The 19,750-nt window shown below is 63.6% G+C and carries 15 protein-coding genes; 4 read left to right on the forward strand and 11 right to left on the reverse strand.

Annotated features, from left to right (window positions below; genetic code table 11):
- Window positions 1-68: 68 nt before the first annotated feature.
- The 6 genes from RFM52_RS19000 to RFM52_RS19025 form a co-directional block, all read right to left on the reverse strand.
- Window positions 69-461 carry an SUF system Fe-S cluster assembly protein gene (locus tag RFM52_RS19000; protein ID WP_320295880.1) on the reverse strand — a complete coding sequence of 131 codons (393 nt, stop codon included), beginning with the start codon at window positions 459-461 and terminating at the stop codon, window positions 69-71.
- A 5-nt stretch (window positions 462-466) separates the two neighbouring features.
- Complete coding sequence (locus tag RFM52_RS19005) at window positions 467-1,708, reverse strand: cysteine desulfurase (protein ID WP_320295881.1); 1,242 nt, start codon at window positions 1,706-1,708, stop codon at window positions 467-469.
- A 104-nt stretch (window positions 1,709-1,812) separates the two neighbouring features.
- A complete protein-coding gene (gene sufD / locus RFM52_RS19010; protein WP_320295882.1) occupies window positions 1,813-3,084 on the reverse strand; it encodes a Fe-S cluster assembly protein SufD in 1,272 nt (423 codons plus the stop codon).
- A 22-nt stretch (window positions 3,085-3,106) separates the two neighbouring features.
- Window positions 3,107-3,862: a Fe-S cluster assembly ATPase SufC gene (gene sufC, locus RFM52_RS19015; protein WP_042644485.1), complete on the reverse strand. Its 756-nt coding sequence runs from the start codon at window positions 3,860-3,862 to the stop codon at window positions 3,107-3,109.
- Window positions 3,863-3,889: 27 nt separating this feature from the next.
- A complete protein-coding gene (sufB, locus tag RFM52_RS19020; protein WP_320295883.1) occupies window positions 3,890-5,413 on the reverse strand; it encodes a Fe-S cluster assembly protein SufB in 1,524 nt (507 codons plus the stop codon).
- A gap of 237 nt (window positions 5,414-5,650) precedes the next feature.
- Window positions 5,651-6,811 carry a cysteine desulfurase family protein gene (locus RFM52_RS19025; protein WP_320295884.1) on the reverse strand — a complete coding sequence of 387 codons (1,161 nt, stop codon included), beginning with the start codon at window positions 6,809-6,811 and terminating at the stop codon, window positions 5,651-5,653.
- Between the two features lie 266 nt (window positions 6,812-7,077).
- On the opposite strand from RFM52_RS19025, the gene RFM52_RS19030 reads away from it, so the two are divergent.
- Entirely contained in the window at window positions 7,078-7,752 is a 675-nt protein-coding gene (locus RFM52_RS19030) for an alpha/beta hydrolase (RefSeq protein ID WP_140815574.1), read from the forward strand.
- A gap of 34 nt (window positions 7,753-7,786) precedes the next feature.
- Here RFM52_RS19030 and RFM52_RS19035 read toward each other — a convergent pair whose 3' ends face one another.
- Window positions 7,787-8,650 (reverse strand): phosphatase PAP2 family protein, encoded by an 864-nt coding sequence (locus RFM52_RS19035; RefSeq protein ID WP_320295885.1) that lies wholly within the window; start codon window positions 8,648-8,650, stop codon window positions 7,787-7,789.
- Between the two features lie 47 nt (window positions 8,651-8,697).
- Window positions 8,698-10,341 (reverse strand): ArnT family glycosyltransferase, encoded by a 1,644-nt coding sequence (locus RFM52_RS19040; protein ID WP_320295886.1) that lies wholly within the window; start codon window positions 10,339-10,341, stop codon window positions 8,698-8,700.
- Window positions 10,342-10,671: 330 nt separating this feature from the next.
- On the opposite strand from RFM52_RS19040, the gene tyrS reads away from it, so the two are divergent.
- On the forward strand, window positions 10,672-11,925 hold the full coding sequence (gene tyrS / locus RFM52_RS19045) for a tyrosine--tRNA ligase (RefSeq protein WP_320295887.1): 1,254 nt from the start codon (window positions 10,672-10,674) through the stop codon (window positions 11,923-11,925).
- Window positions 11,926-11,936: 11 nt separating this feature from the next.
- Here tyrS and RFM52_RS19050 read toward each other — a convergent pair whose 3' ends face one another.
- Window positions 11,937-15,362: a YhdP family protein gene (locus RFM52_RS19050; RefSeq protein WP_320295888.1), complete on the reverse strand. Its 3,426-nt coding sequence runs from the start codon at window positions 15,360-15,362 to the stop codon at window positions 11,937-11,939.
- Window positions 15,363-15,457: 95 nt separating this feature from the next.
- Here RFM52_RS19050 and RFM52_RS19055 point away from each other — a divergent pair, with 95 nt between their 5' ends.
- Complete coding sequence (locus tag RFM52_RS19055) at window positions 15,458-15,925, forward strand: peroxiredoxin (RefSeq protein ID WP_320295889.1); 468 nt, start codon at window positions 15,458-15,460, stop codon at window positions 15,923-15,925.
- Between the two features lie 40 nt (window positions 15,926-15,965).
- Here RFM52_RS19055 and RFM52_RS19060 read toward each other — a convergent pair whose 3' ends face one another.
- Together RFM52_RS19060 and RFM52_RS19065 are read right to left on the reverse strand one after the other, a co-directional pair.
- Window positions 15,966-17,102 (reverse strand): GNAT family N-acetyltransferase, encoded by a 1,137-nt coding sequence (locus tag RFM52_RS19060; protein ID WP_320295890.1) that lies wholly within the window; start codon window positions 17,100-17,102, stop codon window positions 15,966-15,968.
- Window positions 17,099-18,100: a sterol desaturase family protein gene (locus RFM52_RS19065; protein ID WP_320295963.1), complete on the reverse strand. Its 1,002-nt coding sequence runs from the start codon at window positions 18,098-18,100 to the stop codon at window positions 17,099-17,101. The genes RFM52_RS19060 and RFM52_RS19065 overlap by 4 nt, the downstream gene beginning before the upstream one ends.
- A gap of 304 nt (window positions 18,101-18,404) precedes the next feature.
- Here RFM52_RS19065 and RFM52_RS19070 point away from each other — a divergent pair, with 304 nt between their 5' ends.
- A complete protein-coding gene (locus RFM52_RS19070; RefSeq protein ID WP_320295891.1) occupies window positions 18,405-19,685 on the forward strand; it encodes a M23 family metallopeptidase in 1,281 nt (426 codons plus the stop codon).
- The last annotated feature ends 65 nt before the right edge of the window (window positions 19,686-19,750 follow it).

Raw genomic sequence — 19,750 nt, forward strand, 5'->3', positions numbered from 1 at the left:
GGGTTCAAGGCCCGCGGAATGAGTCTGCCCTTAAGATGGTGAAGTTTCACCTAGCGTGCAAGTCAAGCTCAATACCACCCGACCGCCACCTGCGCCTCTTCCGACATGCGGTCGGGCGTCCACGGCGGATCGAAGGTCATCTTGACCTCGACGCCGGAAACGCCTTCGACGGCGCCGACGGCGTTCTCGACCCAGCCCGGCATTTCACCAGCCACCGGACAGCCCGGCGCGGTCAAGGTCATGTCGATCTTGACCGACCGGTCGTCCTCGATGTCGATCCTGTAGACGAGGCCGAGCTCATAAATGTCAGCCGGGATTTCCGGGTCGTAGACGGTCTTCAGCGCCGAAACGATATCGTCGGTCAGCCGCGCCAGCTCGTCGGCGGGGATCGCCGAGGCCGAAACGATGCCGTTGCCGGCCGTTTCCGGAACAGTCTCAGCGGTCGCGCTCACATCGTCCATCATCATCACCCGAAGAACTTTCGCGCCTTTTCCAGCGCCTCGGCCAAAGCGTCGACTTCGGCCTTCGTATTATACATGCCGAACGATGCCCTGCATGTGGAGGTGACGCCGAAGCGTTTCAACAGCGGCTGGGCGCAATGCGTGCCCGCCCGCACCGCAACACCCTGCCGGTCGATCACCATCGACACGTCATGCGCATGGATACCTTGCAATTCGAACGAGATGATGGCGCCCTTGCCCGGCGCGTCGCCGAAGATGCGCAGCGAATTGATCGCCCGCAGCCGCTCATGCGCATAGGTCTTGAGGTCCGCCTCGTGTGCTGCGATCCGCTCGCGGCCGATTGTTTCCATGTAGTCGAGCGCAGCACCCAGGCCGATCGCCTGCACGATCGGCGGCGTGCCTGCCTCGAAACGGTGCGGCGGTTCGTTGTAGGTGACGATGTCCTCCGTCACCTCCTCGATCATCTCGCCGCCGCCCATGAAGGGCCGCATCTCTTCCAGCCTGTCCTTCTTGCCGTAGAGCACGCCGATGCCGGACGGGCCGTAGACCTTGTGTCCAGTGAAGACGAAGAAATCGCAGTCGAGGTCCTGCACGTCGATCGGCATGTGCACGGCGCTCTGGCTGCCGTCGACCAAGACAGGAATTCCGCGCGCATGCGCGATGCGCACGATCTCCTTGATCGGCGTCACCGTGCCCAAGGCATTGGACATCTGCGTGATGGCAACCAGTTTCGTGCGCGAGGTCAATCGCTTTTCGAATTCCTCGATGTGGAACGCGCCGAGATCATCGACCGGCACCCAGACAAGCTTGGCGCCCTGCCGCTCGCGGATGAAATGCCACGGCACGATGTTGGAATGGTGCTCCATGATCGAGAGCACGATCTCGTCGCCTTCGCCGATCCGCGGCATGCCGTAACCGTAAGCAACTGTATTGATCGCCGAGGTGGTGTTGGAGGTGAAGACGATGTTGTCGGTGCTCGGCGCATTGAGGAACCGCTGCACGGATTTGCGCGCATTCTCATAGGCGTCGGTCGCGGCGTTGGACAGGAAATGCAGCCCGCGATGGACGTTGGCGTATTCCTGGGAATAGGCATGCTGGATCGTGTCGAGCACCACCTGCGGCTTCTGCGCCGAGGCGCCGTTGTCGAGATAGACCAGCGGCCTGCCGTAGACCTGGCGCGACAGGATCGGGAAGTCGCGGCGGATCGCCTCGACGTCGTAGGGGGTGGTTTCGATCTTCTGGTCCATTTCCAAGTCCTTGCCGGCCAAGGCCGCGATCCTTCCAACACCCCTCATCCGTCTCGGCGCTGCGCGCCGATCCACCTTCTCCCACAAGGGGAGAAGGAAGAGCGCTACCCGTGCGTCGAAAACCAGCCGTCGAGCCGCTCTTCCAGCGCCTCGACCAGCGCCTCGTCGTCCAGTTCCTCGATCACTTCGGCCACGAACGCCTTCACCAGAAGGCCCCGCGCCGATTTCTCGTCGATGCCGCGCGCCATCAGGTAGAACAGATGGTTGTGGTCGATCTCGGTGACCGTGGCGCCATGGCCGCAGACGACGTCGTCGGCGAAGATCTCCAGCTCCGGCTTGGTCGAGAACTCGCCGTCGTCTGACAACAACAGCGTGTTGCAGGCCATCTTGGCGTTGGTCTTCTGCGCGTATTGATGCACGTTGATGCGGCCCTGGAAGACGCCGCGCGCCTTGCCGGTCACGACATTGCGCATCACCTCGGTCGAGGTCGTGTGCGGCACCGCGTGGTCGAGCACCATGGTGGTGTCGGTATGCGTGTCGCCGGCCAGAAGATTGATGCCGCGCAATTTGAAATCGGCGCCTTCGCCGGTCGTCCTGACGACGACCTCCTGGCGCACGAGCTTGCCGCCGGCGTTCATCACGAACAGCGTCAGCTTGGCATCCTTGCCGATATGCGCCTTGAACTGGGCGAGATGCGTGGCCGTGTCCGGCTGCTCCTGCACGATCAGCCAGGTCACTTCCGCCCCGTCGCCGATTACGAGCTGGCTGACCGAAGAGACGAGCGCCTCGTCGCCCTCGCCCGCCTGGCGCTCGACGACAATCGCCTTTGCGCCGGCGCCGACGCGCGCCAGGAGCCGCACATGCGACTGGCCGCCGGACTGAAGGTTCTGCAATTCGACCGGCTTTTCCAGCGCCACGCCGTCGGCGATATCGACAAAATAGCCGTCGGCGACGAAGGCGGTGTTGAGCGCGCCGATCGCGTCGTCGCTGCCATAGGGATCGAGCCCGGGCGCGACGCTGCCGTCAGTGAGCTTCTCCGACAGGCGCTGCACGGTGACGCCTTCGATCTCCGGCAGCTTGGCGTTGGAGACGCCGTTCAGCAGCGGAAGCACCGCCGAGCCTTCAAGGATAGGCGCAAGCGCCTTGACGACGGCGCCGGCCTCGAAAGCCGGCACCGAGGTGAGCAGCCGGCGCAGGTCCGTATAATGCCAGGATTCGACGCGTCGGGTCGGCAGGCCGTGCTTGATCGCCTCGATCGCGTCGTCGCGCTTGACCATCACCGCGCCGTCGCCGGGCAGCAGCGACAACCGCTCGCCGAAGGCGTCGATCAGCGCCGTCTCGACCAATGTCCGCTGGGGCTGTGCGTGCATGTTCATGGCTCTTGCCTCGACCGCCATCTCACGCCGCTTCGCCGATCACGCCGGCATAGCCGTTGGCCTCGAGATCGAGCGCCAGCGACTTGTCGCCCGACTTGATGACCTGGCCCTTGTAGAGCACGTGCACCGAGTCCGGCACGATGTGCTCGAGCAGACGCTGGTAGTGGGTGATGACGACGATGGCGCGTTCCGGCGAACGCAACGCGTTGACGCCGTCCGAGACGATCTTCAGCGCGTCGATGTCAAGGCCGGAATCGGTCTCGTCGAGCACGCAGAGTTTTGGCTCGAGCAGCTTCATCTGCAGGATCTCGGCGCGCTTCTTCTCGCCGCCGGAAAAGCCGACATTGAGCGGCCGCTTCAGCATGTTCATGTCCATGCTGAGCGAGGCCGCCGCTTCCTTCACGCGCTTCAGGAACTCCGGCACCTTCAGCGGTTCCTCGCCGCGCGCCTTGCGCTGCTCGTTCATCGCCACTTTCAGGAATTCCATGGTCGCCACGCCGGGTATCTCCATCGGATACTGGAAAGCGAGGAAGATGCCCGCCGTGGCGCGCTCGGCCGGATCCATCTCGAGGATCGACTGGCCGTTGTAGAGGATGTCGCCCTCGGTTACCTCATAGTCCTCGCGGCCAGCGAGGATATAGGACAGCGTCGACTTGCCCGAACCGTTCGGGCCCATGATGGCGGCAACCTCGCCGGCTTTCACCGTCAGGTTCAGGCCACGGATGATCTCGGTGCCGTCATCGACGATGCGGGCATGCAAATTCTTGATCTCAAGCATAATCTCTTCCTGAATATCGTATTGCGGTCAGCCGACCGAACCCTCGAGGCTGATGCCGATCAGCTTCTGCGCCTCGACGGCGAACTCCATCGGCAGCTGCTGGATGACGTCCTTGACGAAGCCGTTCACGATCAGCGCGATCGCCTCCTCTTCCGGAATGCCGCGCTGCATGACGTAGAATTTCTGGTCCTCGGAGATCTTCGACGTCGTCGCTTCGTGCTCGAACTGCGCCGTTGAATTCTTGGCCTCCATGTAAGGCACGGTGTGCGCGCCGCACTGGTCGCCGATCAAAAGCGAGTCGCAATTGGTGAAGTTGCGCGCGTTGGCCGCTTTGCGATGCGCCGAGACCTGGCCGCGATAGGTGTTCTGCGAGAAGCCGGCGGCGATGCCCTTGGAGATGATGCGGCTCGACGTGTTCTTGCCGAGATGGATCATCTTGGTGCCGCTATCGACCTGCTGGTAACCGTTCGACACGGCGATCGAATAGAACTCGCCGCTGGAATCGTCGCCGCGCAGGATGCAGCTCGGATATTTCCAGGTGATGGCCGAACCGGTCTCGACCTGCGTCCACGAAATCTTCGAGCGGTCGCCGCGGCAGTCGCCGCGCTTGGTGACGAAATTGTAGATACCGCCCTTGCCCTCGGCGTCGCCCGGATACCAGTTCTGCACCGTCGAGTATTTGATCTCGGCATCGTCAAGCGCGACCAGCTCGACCACCGCGGCGTGCAGCTGGTTCTCGTCACGCTGCGGCGCCGTGCAACCTTCGAGATAGGAGACGTAAGCCCCTTCCTCGGCGATGATCAGCGTGCGCTCGAACTGGCCGGTGTTCTTCTCGTTGATGCGGAAATAGGTCGACAATTCCATCGGGCAGCGAACGCCCTTCGGCACGAAGACGAACGAACCGTCGGTGAACACGGCCGAGTTCAGCGTGGCGTAGAAATTGTCCGTAGTCGGCACGACCGAGCCGAGATATTTCTTCACCAGATCGGGATGCTCGCGAATGGCTTCCGAGATCGAGCAGAAGATGACGCCGGCCTGCGCCAGCTCCTTCTTGAAGGTGGTGACCACGGAAACGGAATCGAACACGGCGTCGACCGCGACGCGGCCCGACTTGTAGACGTTGTCGCCAACCTCTTCTTCTTCGGCGTCGACCGTCCCGGTCTTCTGCACGCCGGCCAGGATCTCCTGCTCCTTGAGCGGGATGCCGAGCTTCTCGTAGACCTTGAGCAATTCAGGGTCGACTTCGCTCAGCGACTTCGGCCCTGGCGTGCTCTTCGGTGCGGCGTAGTAGTAAATGTCCTGGAAGTCGATCTTCGGATAGTGGACGCGCGCCCAGGTCGGCTCTTCCAAGGTCAGCCAGCGGCGATAGGCTCCCAGACGCCATTCCAGCATCCAGTCCGGCTCATCCTTCTTGGCCGAGATGAAGCGAATGATGTCTTCGCTCAGGCCCTTGGGGGCCTTGTCCATCTCGATCTCTGTCTGGAATCCGTATTTATACTGGTCGACGTCGATCTTTCGGACTCGATCGATCGTCTCCTGCACAGCAGGCATAAGCGTTCTCCATCCACGCCGGGGTCAAGGCCCGACAGTTTTCAAACTATGGCACCGCCGAAATCGCGCCCCAGGGGGCTCGCGGCGGAGTAAGTTCCATATAGTGCGTGTCCGCCGGAAATTCACCCGGCCAGGACAAAACGCACGGCTCTACCAGGCCATAAGGCCTGAATTCGTTTCCGAGCAGCGGAAATCCGAGAGCCGTACGGCGTCTCTCGCTCCGATGCTCCGCCGCCGTCAGGCGGCCTCTTCCTTGCCCGCGCGGCGGGCGACGATGCCGGCCAGCGCGGCCCGGAAGGCCTCGATATCCTCGGCGCCGGTCGCGCGGCCGATCGAGACCCGCAAGGCGCCCAGGCTCTCGCCATGGCCCATCGCCTTCAGCACATGGCTTGGCCCGACTTTTCCCGACGAGCAGGCCGATCCCGCCGACAGCGCGACGCCGGCAAGATCGAAGGCGATCTGCGCCGTCTCGGCCTTGACGCCGGGAATAGCGAAGAATGTCGTGTTGGCAAGCCTTAGAGCGCCATTTCCGAAGATTTCCGCGTCCGGCGCCAGTTCGGTCACGATGGCTTCGATCCCGTCGCGGCGCCGCGAAACGGCATCGACATCGTCCAGGCCTGCCAGGGCAGCCCGCGCGGCGGCGCCGAAACCGGCGATCCCGGCGACGTTTTCCGTGCCGGCGCGATGGCCTTTCTCTTGGCCGCCGCCATTGACCAAAGGCCGCGGCATCATCAGGTCGGATGCGGCGACGATCGCGCCGACGCCCTTCGGGCCGCCGATCTTGTGCGAGGACAGGATCAGATAATCGGCATAAGGAACTGACATATCGAGCGGAATCCGACCGGCGGCCTGAACGGCGTCGACCACCAGCACCCCGCCGGCGGCCTTGACGATTTCGCCGATGCGTCCGACCGGCTGGACGACGCCCGTCTCGTTGTTGGCGGCGTGGATCGCCACCAGCGGCAGGCCGGCGGTCTTGTCATGCGCGGCAAGCGCGGCAGAAAGCGCGTCGAGATCGGCAATGCCGTTCCGGTCGACGCCGATCTTCGTCACCTGCGCAGGCGCAAACCGCCCGCCATTCAGGATGCAGGGATGATCCGTCGCCGAGACATAAAGATGGCTCATGCGGATCGAGCCGCGCCCCATCTGCCAGTCCGGCCCAAGCAGCGTCGAGGCGGCCTCGGTGGCGCCGGAGGTGAAGACGACATGCTCGGGCTTGGCATTCACTAGCCGCGCCACGTCGCGGCGCGCGTCCTCGACCAGCCGGCGCGAGGCGCGCCCTTCCGTATGGACCGATGACGGGTTGGCGGCATCAAGCGCGGCGACCATCGCCGCCCGCGCTTCCGCAATGAGCGGCGCGCTGGCGTTGTAGTCGAGATAGGCGCGGGTTGCGGCCATTTTCGCTCAGTTCGTCCTTCCGCCAACTATCCCGCGAGGATAGCGCGTTATTTCCTTGAAATTGCAAGGCAAGCCGTCCTATTTACCCGGCTTGCGGCGCGGGCGGCCGGACCATCGGGTTTCGGCCTCCCAGTTTTGAACAATTCTAAACTAGCTTCTAGGAACACGCTCGCCCGGCGTCAAGGCCACAGAAGGTGTGGGGCCTCATGAGAGTGGGGCCAGAAGAGTTCCGGGCTAGCGCATTCATATGCCACGTGGAGTATTTTATGCCTGAGGTCATTTTCGCCGGTCCGGCTGGTCGCCTGGAGGGACGCTATCAGCCCTCGAAGGAAAAGAGCGCGCCGATCGCCATCGTGCTTCACCCGCACCCGCAATTCGGCGGCACGATGAACAACAAGATCGTCTACGACCTCTTCTACATGTTCCAGAAGCGCGATTTCACCACGCTGCGCTTCAATTTCCGCGGCATCGGCCGCAGCCAGGGCGAATTCGACCACGGCACCGGCGAATTGTCGGATGCGGCCGCGGCGCTCGACTGGGTGCAGTCGCTGCATCCGGATTCCAAGAGCTGCTGGGTGGCCGGCTATTCCTTCGGCTCGTGGATCGGCATGCAGCTTTTGATGCGCCGGCCGGAGATCGAAGGCTTCATCTCGGTCGCGCCGCAGCCCAACACCTATGATTTCTCGTTCCTGGCGCCCTGCCCGTCGTCCGGCCTGATCATCCATGGCGATGCCGACAAGGTGGCGCCGCCGAAGGACGTGCAGGGGCTGGTCGACAAGCTGCATACGCAGAAGGGCATCACCATTACGCAGAAGACGATTCCCGGCGCCAACCACTTCTTCGCCAACGATTCCGAACTGCTCATCCAGGAATGTGCCGACTATCTCGACCGGCGCCTCGCCGGCGAGCTCGCCGATCCGAGGCCGAAGCGGCTGCGCTGACCTGCGGAAGGGTCCGCAGACCCTTCGAAGAGACCTACTGTCTGTCCTCTGTCTTCTCTTCGGCGGCGTGGGACTGCCCGGCCATCGATATCCTGACATTGGGCGGATCGGACCACCACAGCCGAAATGTCCGCTTGGGCATCGGCAATTTCGACCCCGAGCGGCCGAAGATGAAACCGAGCCGGGCGAAGACCAACCCCGAGACCACCGCAAACGCCAGCCCGAGGCCGAAGCCCGCAACCGTGTCGCTTGGATAATGCGCCCCGACGAAGACGCGCGTCGAGGCGATACAGGCCGTGACCGCCAGCGCAAGGTACCAGCGCCGCGGGAACAGCAGCAGCAGGATGCCGAACACCGCGCCCATCGTCGTGGCATGGCCGGACGGAAAGCCGGCAAAACGCGCGTCCATGGCGAAGGGATGCAGCGACAGCACGCCGAAACTGTCGAAATAGAGCGGCCGGGCCCGGCCGATACCGTATTTCAGGACGTTGACCGCGAGACCGGACAGGCCGACGGCGCAAAGCACCAGGAAGGCGAAACACGTCCAGTTGTAGACAAGCATCCGCCCATCCCTGGACAGGCCACGCCAGTCCGTCAGATTGGCGGCGACCAGGCAGAGTGCCGCCGGAATGAGATACCAGCCGCCGAGGCCAAACTGCGTGAAGAAATCGGTGAAGCGCACGAAGCCCGCTGACCATTCGCCGCGCATCTCGCCGGCGCCGGCGTCGAGCCGCAGGAAAACCGCCACGATGAGTAGCGCCCAGGCCAGCAGCCAGACACTCCACAAAATTCGCGGATAGCGCGCCGGGCGTACGGCAAAGCGCCGCTGCACGATCGACATCGTGTCGCTGAAATTGCCGAGCGAGCGGCGGTAAAGGGCAAGGGGCGCGACGGACATGGCTTTGGCGCGTGCTTATAGGGACATTCGACGCCCGACGCTATTCATCACGGCGCCACCCGGTAAAGCCCGAGCGACAGCTTGTCTCCTGACGAATAGTTGATCCCGTCGATCTCGGTCAGGCGCTTCGCCGACTTGCCCTGGGCGGTCAGCACGTCTGTAAGCTTCTGCTCGTCTTTGATCGGCGCCAGCCCGAGCGCGCAGGAGGGATCGGCCAGCAGATGCTTCCCCACGCCCTCGACGTCCGTGAGCACGGTCTTGGTGCCGACCAGGAAGACCAGGCTCGGCTCCTGGAACTTCGCCGAGGCAAGCACGGTTGTGTCGCAAAGCCGGTTGGCGTCGACGGCGGCCCTGACGGCGGGGCTGAGCCAGATCGGTTTCAGCGACGGCGCGATAACGCCGAACAGCAGGCTGAAGGTGATGCCCGCGCCGACCGCGATCGCGGCGATGCGTGCAAGCGGCACCTGCAATTGCCGCGGGAAGGCAAGATAGCCGGTGACCAGGGCGGCGATCGCCGCCGGTACGCTCCACCAGGAAAAGGCCTTGGTGAGATAAAGCGGCGCGCCGACGCAGACCACGGCGAGGCCGATCGCCACCACGGCAAGGCCGAAAGCCGTCGCCCACCAAAGCCATGTCTGCCAGCGCTTCAGCGGCGCGTTGGCCTGGTCCGCCGGCAAGGTCAGCAGCCAGCCAATCAACAGCGCCATGCCCGGATAGGCCGGCATGACATAATGCGGCAGCTTGGTCGGGATCGCCTCGAACACCAGCCAGAACGGGATATACCAGGCGAGGCAGAAGCGCAGGCGCGGATCGTCCCGGAAGCGGTTGAGGGCCTGGAGCCCGGCGCCGACCGCGATCAGCCCGAAAGGCCACATGAACAGCGAATAGGTCAGCATGTAGAAGCCGGGAGGCAGGCCGTGCGATTCCTCGCCCTGCGCCACCTTGTTCAGCATGTCCTTGCCGACCGCCTCCTGGAAGAAGGCGCCGCCGCTCTTCCAGGAGATGAGGATTAGCCACGGCAGCACGATCGCCAGCACGATGACGACGCCGCGCGCCAGTTTCATCTTGGCGAGCCAACGCCAGTCGCGGTCGAAGGCAAAGAGCGCGGCGGCCGTCAGCAGCGACAAGAGCGGCGAAACCGGTCCCTTGATGAGGATGCCCAGCCCCTGCGCGATCCAGAAGATCCAGGGCAGATGCCCGGGAACAGGTTCGTTGCGCTTCGAAGCCCAGTAGACCTGCGCCAGCGCGCCTTGCGCTAGCACGCAGCAGGCCAGCAGCATCGCGTCGGTCTTGGCGTCGCGGCCTTCGAATGCGGTGGCGAAGATCGCCGCCATCATCAGGCCGGCGGCCAGCCCGGCATTGGCGCCGAAGAGTTTTGTGCCTGTCCAGCCGACGCCGACGACGGCCAGCGCAATGCCCAGCATCGAGACCAGGCGATAGACCCAGATCGGCGCCGCGGCCCCCTCGCCGCTGAGCGCAACGGCCGCCGACTGCAGCCAGTAGATGCCGATCGGCTTCTTGTAGCGCGTGACGTCCTGCAGGCGGATGTCGACATAGTCGCCCGTCTCGACCATCTGCTTGGTCGCCTGGACGAAACGGGATTCATCGCGGTCCACCGGCGGCAGGCTTGCCAGCCCGCTGACGGTCATGACGATGCTGAACAGAAAGAGGAAGAGGTAGTTCCTGTTCATCGCGGGAGCTTTTCCGATCTAAATTGCGGGATGGCCCCGGCGGCGCGTTGCGCGGCGCCTCATTACGCCAGCAAAAAGGGCGAAGCAAGGACACGTGGGCGCCTCCCGATCGGACGCAAAACCGGAAACCACTTTTGCTGATCGCCGGTCTTTTGTTTGGCGGGCGATCGGACGCAAAACCGGAAACCACTTTTGCTGATCGCCGGTCTTTTGTTTGGCGGGCGATCGGACGCAAAACCGGAAACCACTTTTGCTGATCGCCCGCGGATGCTAAACGCGCGCCTTCATATCAAGCACGGCCAAGTGCCCGGCGACCTCCAGGAAGAAAAAATGTCCGCCTTCAAATCCGATTTCCTGCGCATCATGAGCGAGCGCGGCTTCATCCATCAGATTTCGGATGAAACCGGCCTCGACCAGCTTTTCGCCAAGGAAACGGTAAGCGCTTATATCGGCTTCGACGCCACGGCCAAGAGCCTGCATGCCGGATCGCTGATCCAGATCATGATGTTGCACTGGCTACAGCAGACTGGCCACCGGCCGATCGCGCTGATGGGCGGCGGCACCTCGATGATCGGCGACCCGTCCTTCAAGGACGAGGCGCGCAAGCTTCTGACCCCGCAGGATATCGACGACAATCTCGTCGGCATCCGCCGCAATTTCGCGCCTTACCTGAAATTCGGCAGCGGCCCGGGCGATGCGGTCATGGTCAACAACGCCGACTGGCTGATGCAGATCAACTACGTCAACTTCCTGCGCGATGTCGGCCGGCATTTCTCCGTCAACCGCATGCTGGCCTTCGATTCCGTGAAGCTCAGGCTCGACCGCGAGCAGTCGCTGTCCTTCCTCGAATTCAACTACATGATCCTGCAGGCCTACGACTTCGTCGAGCTCTACAAGCGCGTCGGCTGCCGGCTGCAGATGGGCGGCTCGGACCAGTGGGGCAACATCGTCAACGGCATCGACCTCGGCCACCGCATGGAGGGCGTGCAGCTCTTCGCCATGACCACGCCGCTGCTCACCACCTCCTCCGGCGCCAAGATGGGCAAGTCGGCCTCTGGCGCCGTCTGGCTCGATGGCGACATGCTGTCGCCCTACGAGTTCTGGCAGTACTGGCGCAACACCGAGGACGCCGATGTCGGGCGCTTCCTGAAGCTTTACACGACGCTGCCCCTGGATGAGGTCGCGCGGCTGGCGAAGCTCGGCGGCTCGGAGATCAACGAGGCGAAGAAGATCCTCGCCACCGAGATCACCGCCATGCTGCACGGCCGCGACGCGGCCGAGACCGCAAGCGAAACGGCGCGCAAGACCTTCGAGGAAGGCGCGCTCGCCGACACGCTGCCCAGCGTCGAGGTGGCCAGATCGGACCTCGAGGCCGGCCTCGGCATCCTGGCACTGTTCGTCACCGCCGGGCTCGCCGGCTCGAACGGCGAGGCGCGCCGGCACATCCAGGGTGGCGCCGTGCGCATCAACGACCAGCCGCTGACCGACGACCGGCGCGTCGTCACGCTTCAGGATCTCGGTCCGGAAGGCGTCGTGAAGCTTTCGCTCGGCAAGAAGAAGCACGTCCTGGTGCGGCCGAGCTGATCGGCCGCGGCTTACTGCGCATTTTGGGATGGTTGCTGCCTGTACTCGAAGATCGAGCGGAATATCCCGGGCGCCACGACCGATAGCGGGTTGATGTTGAGCGTCGGCTTGTTGGCGTTGCCGCGCAGCCGGTAGGTGACCCCGATCAGGCCGCGGTCGCGTCCGTTGCCGAGCAGCGGTCCGAACAGAGGCAATTCGCCGAAGATGCGGTTGAGACCATAGACCGGCATGAAGGTGCCGGTCATGTCCATGTTGTTGTTCGGATCGTAGAGCGTTCCCTGGAAGGTCGTGCCGATGCGCGGACCGCGCAGCAGGCCGTTCGCCAGTTTCAGATAGCCGGAACCCTTGTCGATCTCGGCGAAGCCGCGCTCGAACTGCACCCTGGACGTGTCGATATTGCCTTTGACGGCCTCATTCAGGCTGCGCGTGTCGCCGGCCGGCGTCGTCGACACGATCGAGGCGAGCTTTGGCTCGTTGACGACATAGAAATTGCGGGCATCCACCTGTCCCTTCATCGGTCCGTCGGCGGCGCCCGAGAGCGACAGCGTGATCGCACCGCCTTCCATATGCTCGTAGACGTTGAGGAAACGGAGGATCGCGCCGGCATCGGCCGACTTGACGCTGAGCGAGCGACCGCCTTCACCGGTGGTGTTGTTGATGGTGATCGCGGCGCCGGAGCTTGCCGCGGCGGTGACGTTTAGCCCATTCACCCGCGATCCGGCGGCGCTGTATTCGAGCTTGAGGTTGGAGAGCACCTCGTCATGGAAACCGGTCAGCGATGCCACATCGGCACTGACCGAGATCGCACCATTGCCGGCGCCCTTTGTGGCGGTGTCGACATCCGAGGTGAACTGCTTGATCAGCGAGCGTGCGTCGAGCGAGGCGCCGCTGACATCGACGGCATAGCTCTTGCCGGAGCGCTTGACCGAGACCGCGACGTCGTCGCCGCGGTTGAGCGCCACCTTGGTGAAGCGGGCCGACGACAGCGAGCCGTTGACCAATGTCACATCGCCGTCGATTGAAAAGCTCTTTCCGCCGAGTTCGAAGTCCGAAAGCGTGGTGGTGCTGCCGGACTTCGCCATGTTGAAAGCGACCTTGGCGGGAATGCCGACGCCCTTGCTCCAGCCGGCCCAGGGAATATCGAGCCTGGCATTGGTCAGGTCCGCCGAGACTTGCTGGGCACCCTCGCCGCTCTTGTCGATCGCCACTTTGATGGTTCCCGAAAGCAGGTCCGACAGGCCCGGCATGCTGGCGTTGCGCGTCTTGTCGTCGAGAACCAGCGCGATCTTGCGGCTGCGCGCCGGCCCATCATCCTCGAGCGGTTCGACCAGGTCGAGCTCGGCCGGAATGCCGTTGAGCTTGGCCTCGGCCGAAATCACCGCCTGCTTCGGCCCTACGGTTATCGAGCCATCGGCGCCAGTCACCGTCTGGTCTTCGAACGGCTTGGCTAAAGACAGGTTCTGATAGTCGAGCGAAACCAGCCAATCGAGCGTCGAGGTGTCCATGCCCTTCGTCAGTGGAATGTCCGCCTTGACGTGGCCGGTAACGGTCCCCGAAAGGTCTTCCGGCGCCAGTCCGACATGGCGCATGGCATTGATCGGCTCGTAGGACGCAAGCTCGGCGATCGCCGGCGCCTCACCCGCGACGTCGATGTCGAGCCCGCCGACGACAATCGGTCGGTTCGCGTTCTTGATCGTCAACGTGCCGCCGCTTGCCGCCACGGTGCGGCCGCTCGGCATATAGACGCTGCCCGAGGAGAGCGCGATGTCGACATCGTTGCCGTGGAACGCAACCACGCCGACGGCGTCGCGGACCGGCGGGATGCGCCCGGCGGTATCGAAGCGCGACCCCTCGATCTGGAAACGGCCGAACACTTCGTCGCCGGTGAGCGGCACGCCGTTGCCCAGGCGCCCCGGCGCCACCTGGAACTGCAGATTGGCGTCGGTCACTATGCCCCCGAACAGATTCCCCAGCACCCAGAGCCGCGCATTGCGGGCCGAGAACCATGGCCACAATTGCTTGACATGCGAAACCGGCATGTCGTGCACGTTGAGCGACAGCGATACCCCTGGCGGGCCGTTGTCGATGAAGGCGACCGTGGCGGCGCCCAGCACCTCGCCCGGCCCGCCGGAGCGCACGCCGATCTGCTCGGCGACGAGCTTGCGGCTGTTCGGCTGGTAGACGCCGGCGATGCGGGCCACGAATTGAAGCGCCGGTTCTGGCGATTCCGAAGGCGCCAGCGTCGAGCCGTCGCTGGTGAGGTCATAGCGGTAGGCTGGCTCCTCCCCCGCCACCGCCGGCTTCGGCCCGATCGATCCGGCAAGGTCGAAGCTGGAGCGGCCGCTCCCGATCCGCAGCCGGTCGACAGAGATCTTGTTCGAGCCGGCCACCAGCGTGGCATCGGCATCGACATCGGTCGGCAGCAACCCGCGTTCGTCCAGGTCGAGCACCGAACCCTTGAGCGAGAGCGAAGCCGCCAGGCGCGACGGGCTGTCGCCTGACGCTTCCGAGCCGGAAAGCTTCAATGCGATCGAACCCAGCTTGGCGCCGTCGGCCGTCGGGGCGGTTCCGGTCGAACTGTCTTCGCCGGGGGCGCCTTCTATCTCGAGGTTGGCGTCCAGCGACGAAATGCGCCTAGCCGTCGCATCGCGCGTCGCCGAGGCGATCAAAGTCGCATGTCGGCCATCGACATCGGCATCGTAGGAGGCCTGCATGCTTCCCGTGCCGGTCTGCGCGACGGTTGCCGAGGCGACGGTCACGCGCTTGACCAGCCCGGTGTCCGGCAGCTCGAACTCGACATTGCGCAGATCGATCTGGCGCATCGAGTCCTCGCGCACGGCATCCAGCGCGTCGTTGACGCTTGAAAACACCGCCGCCGACACTTTCTCCGGGTCGACAAGCCCTTCCTCGTTGCGCAGCGCTGCCGTCCAGTCGCCGCCGCCGGAGGGCATGGCGGCCACCACGATATGAGCATCGGAAAATCTGGCGCTGGTTAGCCGGACGTCGCCGGAAAGCAGCGGCAGCAAGCGCATGCCGAAACGCACGCGCCCGATATCGGCCATCGGTTTGCCGTCGGCTGTCTTCAGGCTGACATCGTTCACCTGCAGGGCGATAAAGCTCGACCCGTCGAGCGTCAGTCGCGCCGCGCCGACGGTGACGTTGACATCGACGCCGGCGAGCTTTTCGATGGCCGTCTCCGCCTCCGCCCGGAGGCGCTCCGTGCCTATACCGGAAGCGCCGAGGACATAGACGCCCGCCGCCGCCAAAAGCAGGAGCGCGCAAAACCCGGCAAACACGCGGCCGAGAATGCGGAAGCGCCGCCGCACTGCCGCCCGGCCGAGCGGCGGCACGCTGCACGCGGACGGGAGCATCGCCAGGTCGGTGATCTCGTCACGCCTGAACCTGATCTTCTCGTGCTGCGGTTCTTCCTGATCCAAGCAATATTCCGTTGTGACGAACTCGTCGTGGACGAATCCCCGCCTCACGTTATATCGATGATTTCCCGCGCGTAACCGCAAACAAGGGCATCGATATGGCTGATCTCGACGTGGGCGACGCAGCGCCGCAATTCGATCTTCCGCGTGACGGCGGCGGCTCTCTCAGCCTCGCCGCGTTCCGGGGCAAGCCCGTTGTACTCTACTTCTATCCGCAGGACGACACCACAGGTTGCACCACCGAAGCGATCGGCTTCTCGCAGTTGAAGCCGGAGTTCGAGAAGGCTGGCGCCGTGGTGATCGGGCTATCGCCTGATAGCGTGAAGAAACACGACAAATTCAAGGCGAAGCACGACCTCACCGTCGACCTCGTCGCGGACGAGGAGCGCAAGGTGATCGAGGCCTATCATTTGTGGGTCGAGAAGACGATGTACGGGCGCAAATATATGGGCGTCGAGCGCGCCACCTTCCTGATCGGCAAGGACGGGCGCATCGCCCGCATCTGGCGCCAGGTTCGCGTCAAGGGCCACGCCGAAGCGGTGCTCGAGGCCGTGCGCGCGCTTTGAGCGTCGCCAAAGCCCACAAAGCAATCAACAATTATGATCGTTACTCGTCAGGTGCCTCGGCCTTCAGCTGCCGCCGCGTCCTCCAGGATTTCGAAACATGGCTCACTTGATCGGCCAGCGCGGCAAGATGGCCACGCAAGCCGCGCGCGCCTATCATGGACGACAGCGTGACTGATTGCGTGGCGAAGCGCCGCTTGAAATCCTCGCCGCCGCAGAGAAAATCAATCGTGGCAAAGCCACGGTCGAACGACCATTGGATATAGTCCATCATCAGTACCATACCCGGCGAGGCGCGCTCGTATTCGGGGTCATAGGTGGTGACGAAAGCCATCATCGTGCCGTGCTGCTCGAAGTTGATCGAGACGGCGACGATCGTGTCGTCAAGCTCCAGCACGAAGATGCGCAACAGCCCGAGGTCGGCCAGCACTGAAATAAGCGCGGCGAGAACCGGCGAGCCCTTGTCGAATAGATCCGAGGCACGACCATGGCGCGCGAGCCAGAGACGCTTCAACGTCGCGACGCGCTCGAGCACCGGCTCGCGTGGATCCTTCGCATCCAGCAGCCGGAAGCGCAATGCACCGCTTTCTTCCATGAACTTGCGGCCACGGCGATAGTTCTGCCGACCCTTCTTGGACAACGTCTCGAACCATTCCGCCCCGCGCTGCCAGGAGCCAGCGACACGATAGCTGATTTCAGTGCGGTGGTTGGGCCGAAGCGCCTTGCCATGAGCCGGTTCCCGCAGGGCATGAACACCGGCATCCGGTAGTAGACGGTTGAGATAGATCAGGTCGAAGCCACCCTGGTCAAAAACATACTGCCAGAGGCGGGAGATCGCCCGCGGATCGCTGTCAGGTGCAACCAGCGCGTCGCCATAGTCGCTGTGATCCTTCGCCGCCCATTCGAGTATGCGGATGCCGGAACGCCTGAAGGTCGCGAGCGCTATCACGCCATCGAGCCGGTCGCCGTTCCAGGCAAGCCCAATCCTGAGCGCGCGCCGCTCCTGCTGCGGGGTGGTGCGCCACCAGGCCGCGATCCAGTCCGGGTGCTGGAAGACAAGCCCGCCAGCCCGCTTCCAGAGCGCGCTCCAGGCCGGTGCGATCTCGGCCAGGCGCACCGCCGATGTCACGACTTCGAAGGTGCGTGTCCGCGGGACTGCGAGCATAACGGGAGCGTTCATGGCCGTGTCCCCTCCGAGGATCGCGAGGTGAGCGACCGTGGCTTTCCGGGCCGGATGCGCCTGGCAATATGCCCCCACATCCGCTTCAGCGGCATGAGGTAAAGGCCTGCGAGAGACTGATAGTCGCGCACATCGCGGTCGACCAGCCCGAACTTGAAGTCCTCGTCGGGCCTCGGCACACACAATGTTCCGAAGAGCCGATCCCAGAACGAGAAGAGCAACCCGAAGTTCTTGTCGTAGTGGCGCGGATCGACGCTGTGATGCAACTGATGCCAGTGAGGACACAGGATCAAATTGTTGAGCGGGCCGAACGAGATCTTGAAATGCGTGTGCCTGACGAAATCCATCATCAGGATGTTACGCATGACATAGACGTTGACGCCAAAAACGGTCAATTCGACCAGGTTCAGCGAAATCAGCGACCAGATGCCGAAGCAGAGCCCCACGATGATGCCGTCCCAAGCTCGGTTCATCAACTCGTCGAGCGGATGGACCCGGTCCTTGGTGATTCCGACCATCACCTCGGCCGAGTGATGCACCTTGTGCAGTTCCCACAGCAGCGGATAGCGATGCTGGGCAACGTGATAGAGATAATAGGAAATGTCGTAGGCGAGGAGCATGCTGAGGGTGAAGATCAGAACCGTCACCGGCCCCGCCGGCCCCTCGATCAGAGGCGGCTGAAAGTGGAACAGTGTCGAAAACAGCCAGTTGGTCGCGTACCCCACTGCCGTGACGAAAACGATTCCGGCAGGCAACATCAGGAACGGCATCAAGGCCTTTTTCGTGACCCAGAACAGCAGGTCGGCCTTCGCGGAGGGATGGGTGATAACCTCATGCGGGATGGCAAACTCGAAAAACTCCTTCCAGCTCCTCTCCTCGACCGTGCGCCAGTAGGCCACGAGCGCGCTGACAAAGGCAGTCAGCAGCAAAAGCCCGGTCGCCAGCAGACTGGTGCCCGAAATCTTGTCGAAGATCTTGCCAACCAGATCGTCCAGCATTCCTACCGTCACGGTGAACCTCAAATACCAACACGCCTTTACTCGAAAAACGTCAACTAAATGCAATCGAAGACAGTTAAGAAACCCGAGCCTTGCTTTGCGGGCTGCAGGCTGCTCGTGGCACAATATTGGTGTTCATCGCCAACGATTTCGCGGCATGGTGTCCGCGTCCCGGAGATTTTCGTGCAACCTCCTGCCCGTGCTGCGTGCATTCAGGCCTGCGCTGTCGACGCGGCAAAACTTTGTTAACCCTAATAATGTGTAATCGAGCTTGTCGTTGGCCCCGTAACGAAAGCTCGGTCCCGTGAAACAAACCGGTCAGTCAGCTGTCTTCGGCAGACGCAAGGAACCGCACACGGTCATCATCGCCCGGGGCAATGAGATAAGGCATTTCACCATCCGCCCCTGGCTCGCCGCCTTTATCGGCTCCGCTCTGGCGGCCATCGCCATCGGTTATTTACTCGCCACGTCCTATCTGGTGCTGCGCGACGACCTGATCGGCGCCACGACGGCAAGGCAGGCGCGCATGCAGCAGGCCTATGAGGACCGCATCTCGGCCCTTCGCGCCCAGGTCGACCGCATCACCAGCCGCCAGCTTCTCGACCAGCAACAGATGGAGACCAAGGTCAGCGAGCTGCTGGCCAGGCAGACCCAGCTCAGCGAGCGGCACGGACGGCTCGGGCCGATCCTAGAGCGCGCCGAGAACGAGGTCGGCGACACACCCGCAACCGGCGCGGCGGCGCCCAAGCCCGATGACCACGCCGAGGTGACCGGCAGCCTTTCGCAGGCGCCGACCTATTCCGTCGCATCCTTGAGCGCCGGCGACACCAGGCCCTTCTCGCTCTGGTCGACAAGGTCCGAGCCGCTTGACGGCGAAACGGCCGCCGATCGCGCCGACAAGCTGTTCGTCTCAATCAATGCCTCGCTGAAGGCCATCGAAACCCAGCAGCTTTCGCGCATCACCACGCTTGCCGACAACGCTTACAAGAATGCCGATGCCATCGCCCAGGCACTGGAAGCGGCGGGCCTGCCGGTCGACAGCGAACTTAACAAGAGCGATGTCGGCGGCCCGCTGGTTCCGATTGATCCCTCGATGGTTTTCGACAGCCGAGTCAAGGAGTTGGACGAGGCGCTCGATGCACTAGACGAGGTGAAGAAGGAGGCGCGCAAGCTGCCGCTCACCAATCCTGCCCCTGGCCGTACGGTGACCAGCCCGTTCGGCGTGCGCACCGATCCGATCCTCGGCACCGCCGCCCTGCATACCGGAATGGATTTCAGGGCCCCGATCGGCATGCCGGCCAAGGTCACGGCCGCCGGCACCGTCACCCGCGCCGGCTGGGCCGGCGGCTACGGCCGCATGGTCGAGGTCGACCATGGCAACGGCTTTGCCACGCGCTACGGGCATTTGAGCGAGATCGATGTTGCCGTCGGCCAGAAGCTAGCTGCCGGCGACGTCATCGGCAAGACTGGCAGCAGCGGCCGCTCGACCGGCCCGCACCTTCACTACGAAGTGCGCCACGGCGGCGAGGCGGTCGACCCGCTGCGCTTCCTGACCGTCGGCAAGAAGGTAGCGCAGTATCTTTGACCGGCTGATCCAACACCGGCGCCGGCGAGCTCGCTAGAGCAATTCCAGGAAAAGTGTGGGCGGTT

This window comes from Mesorhizobium humile (assembly GCF_033977215.1).
In the GTDB taxonomy this organism is placed as follows: domain Bacteria; phylum Pseudomonadota; class Alphaproteobacteria; order Rhizobiales; family Rhizobiaceae; genus Mesorhizobium; species Mesorhizobium humile.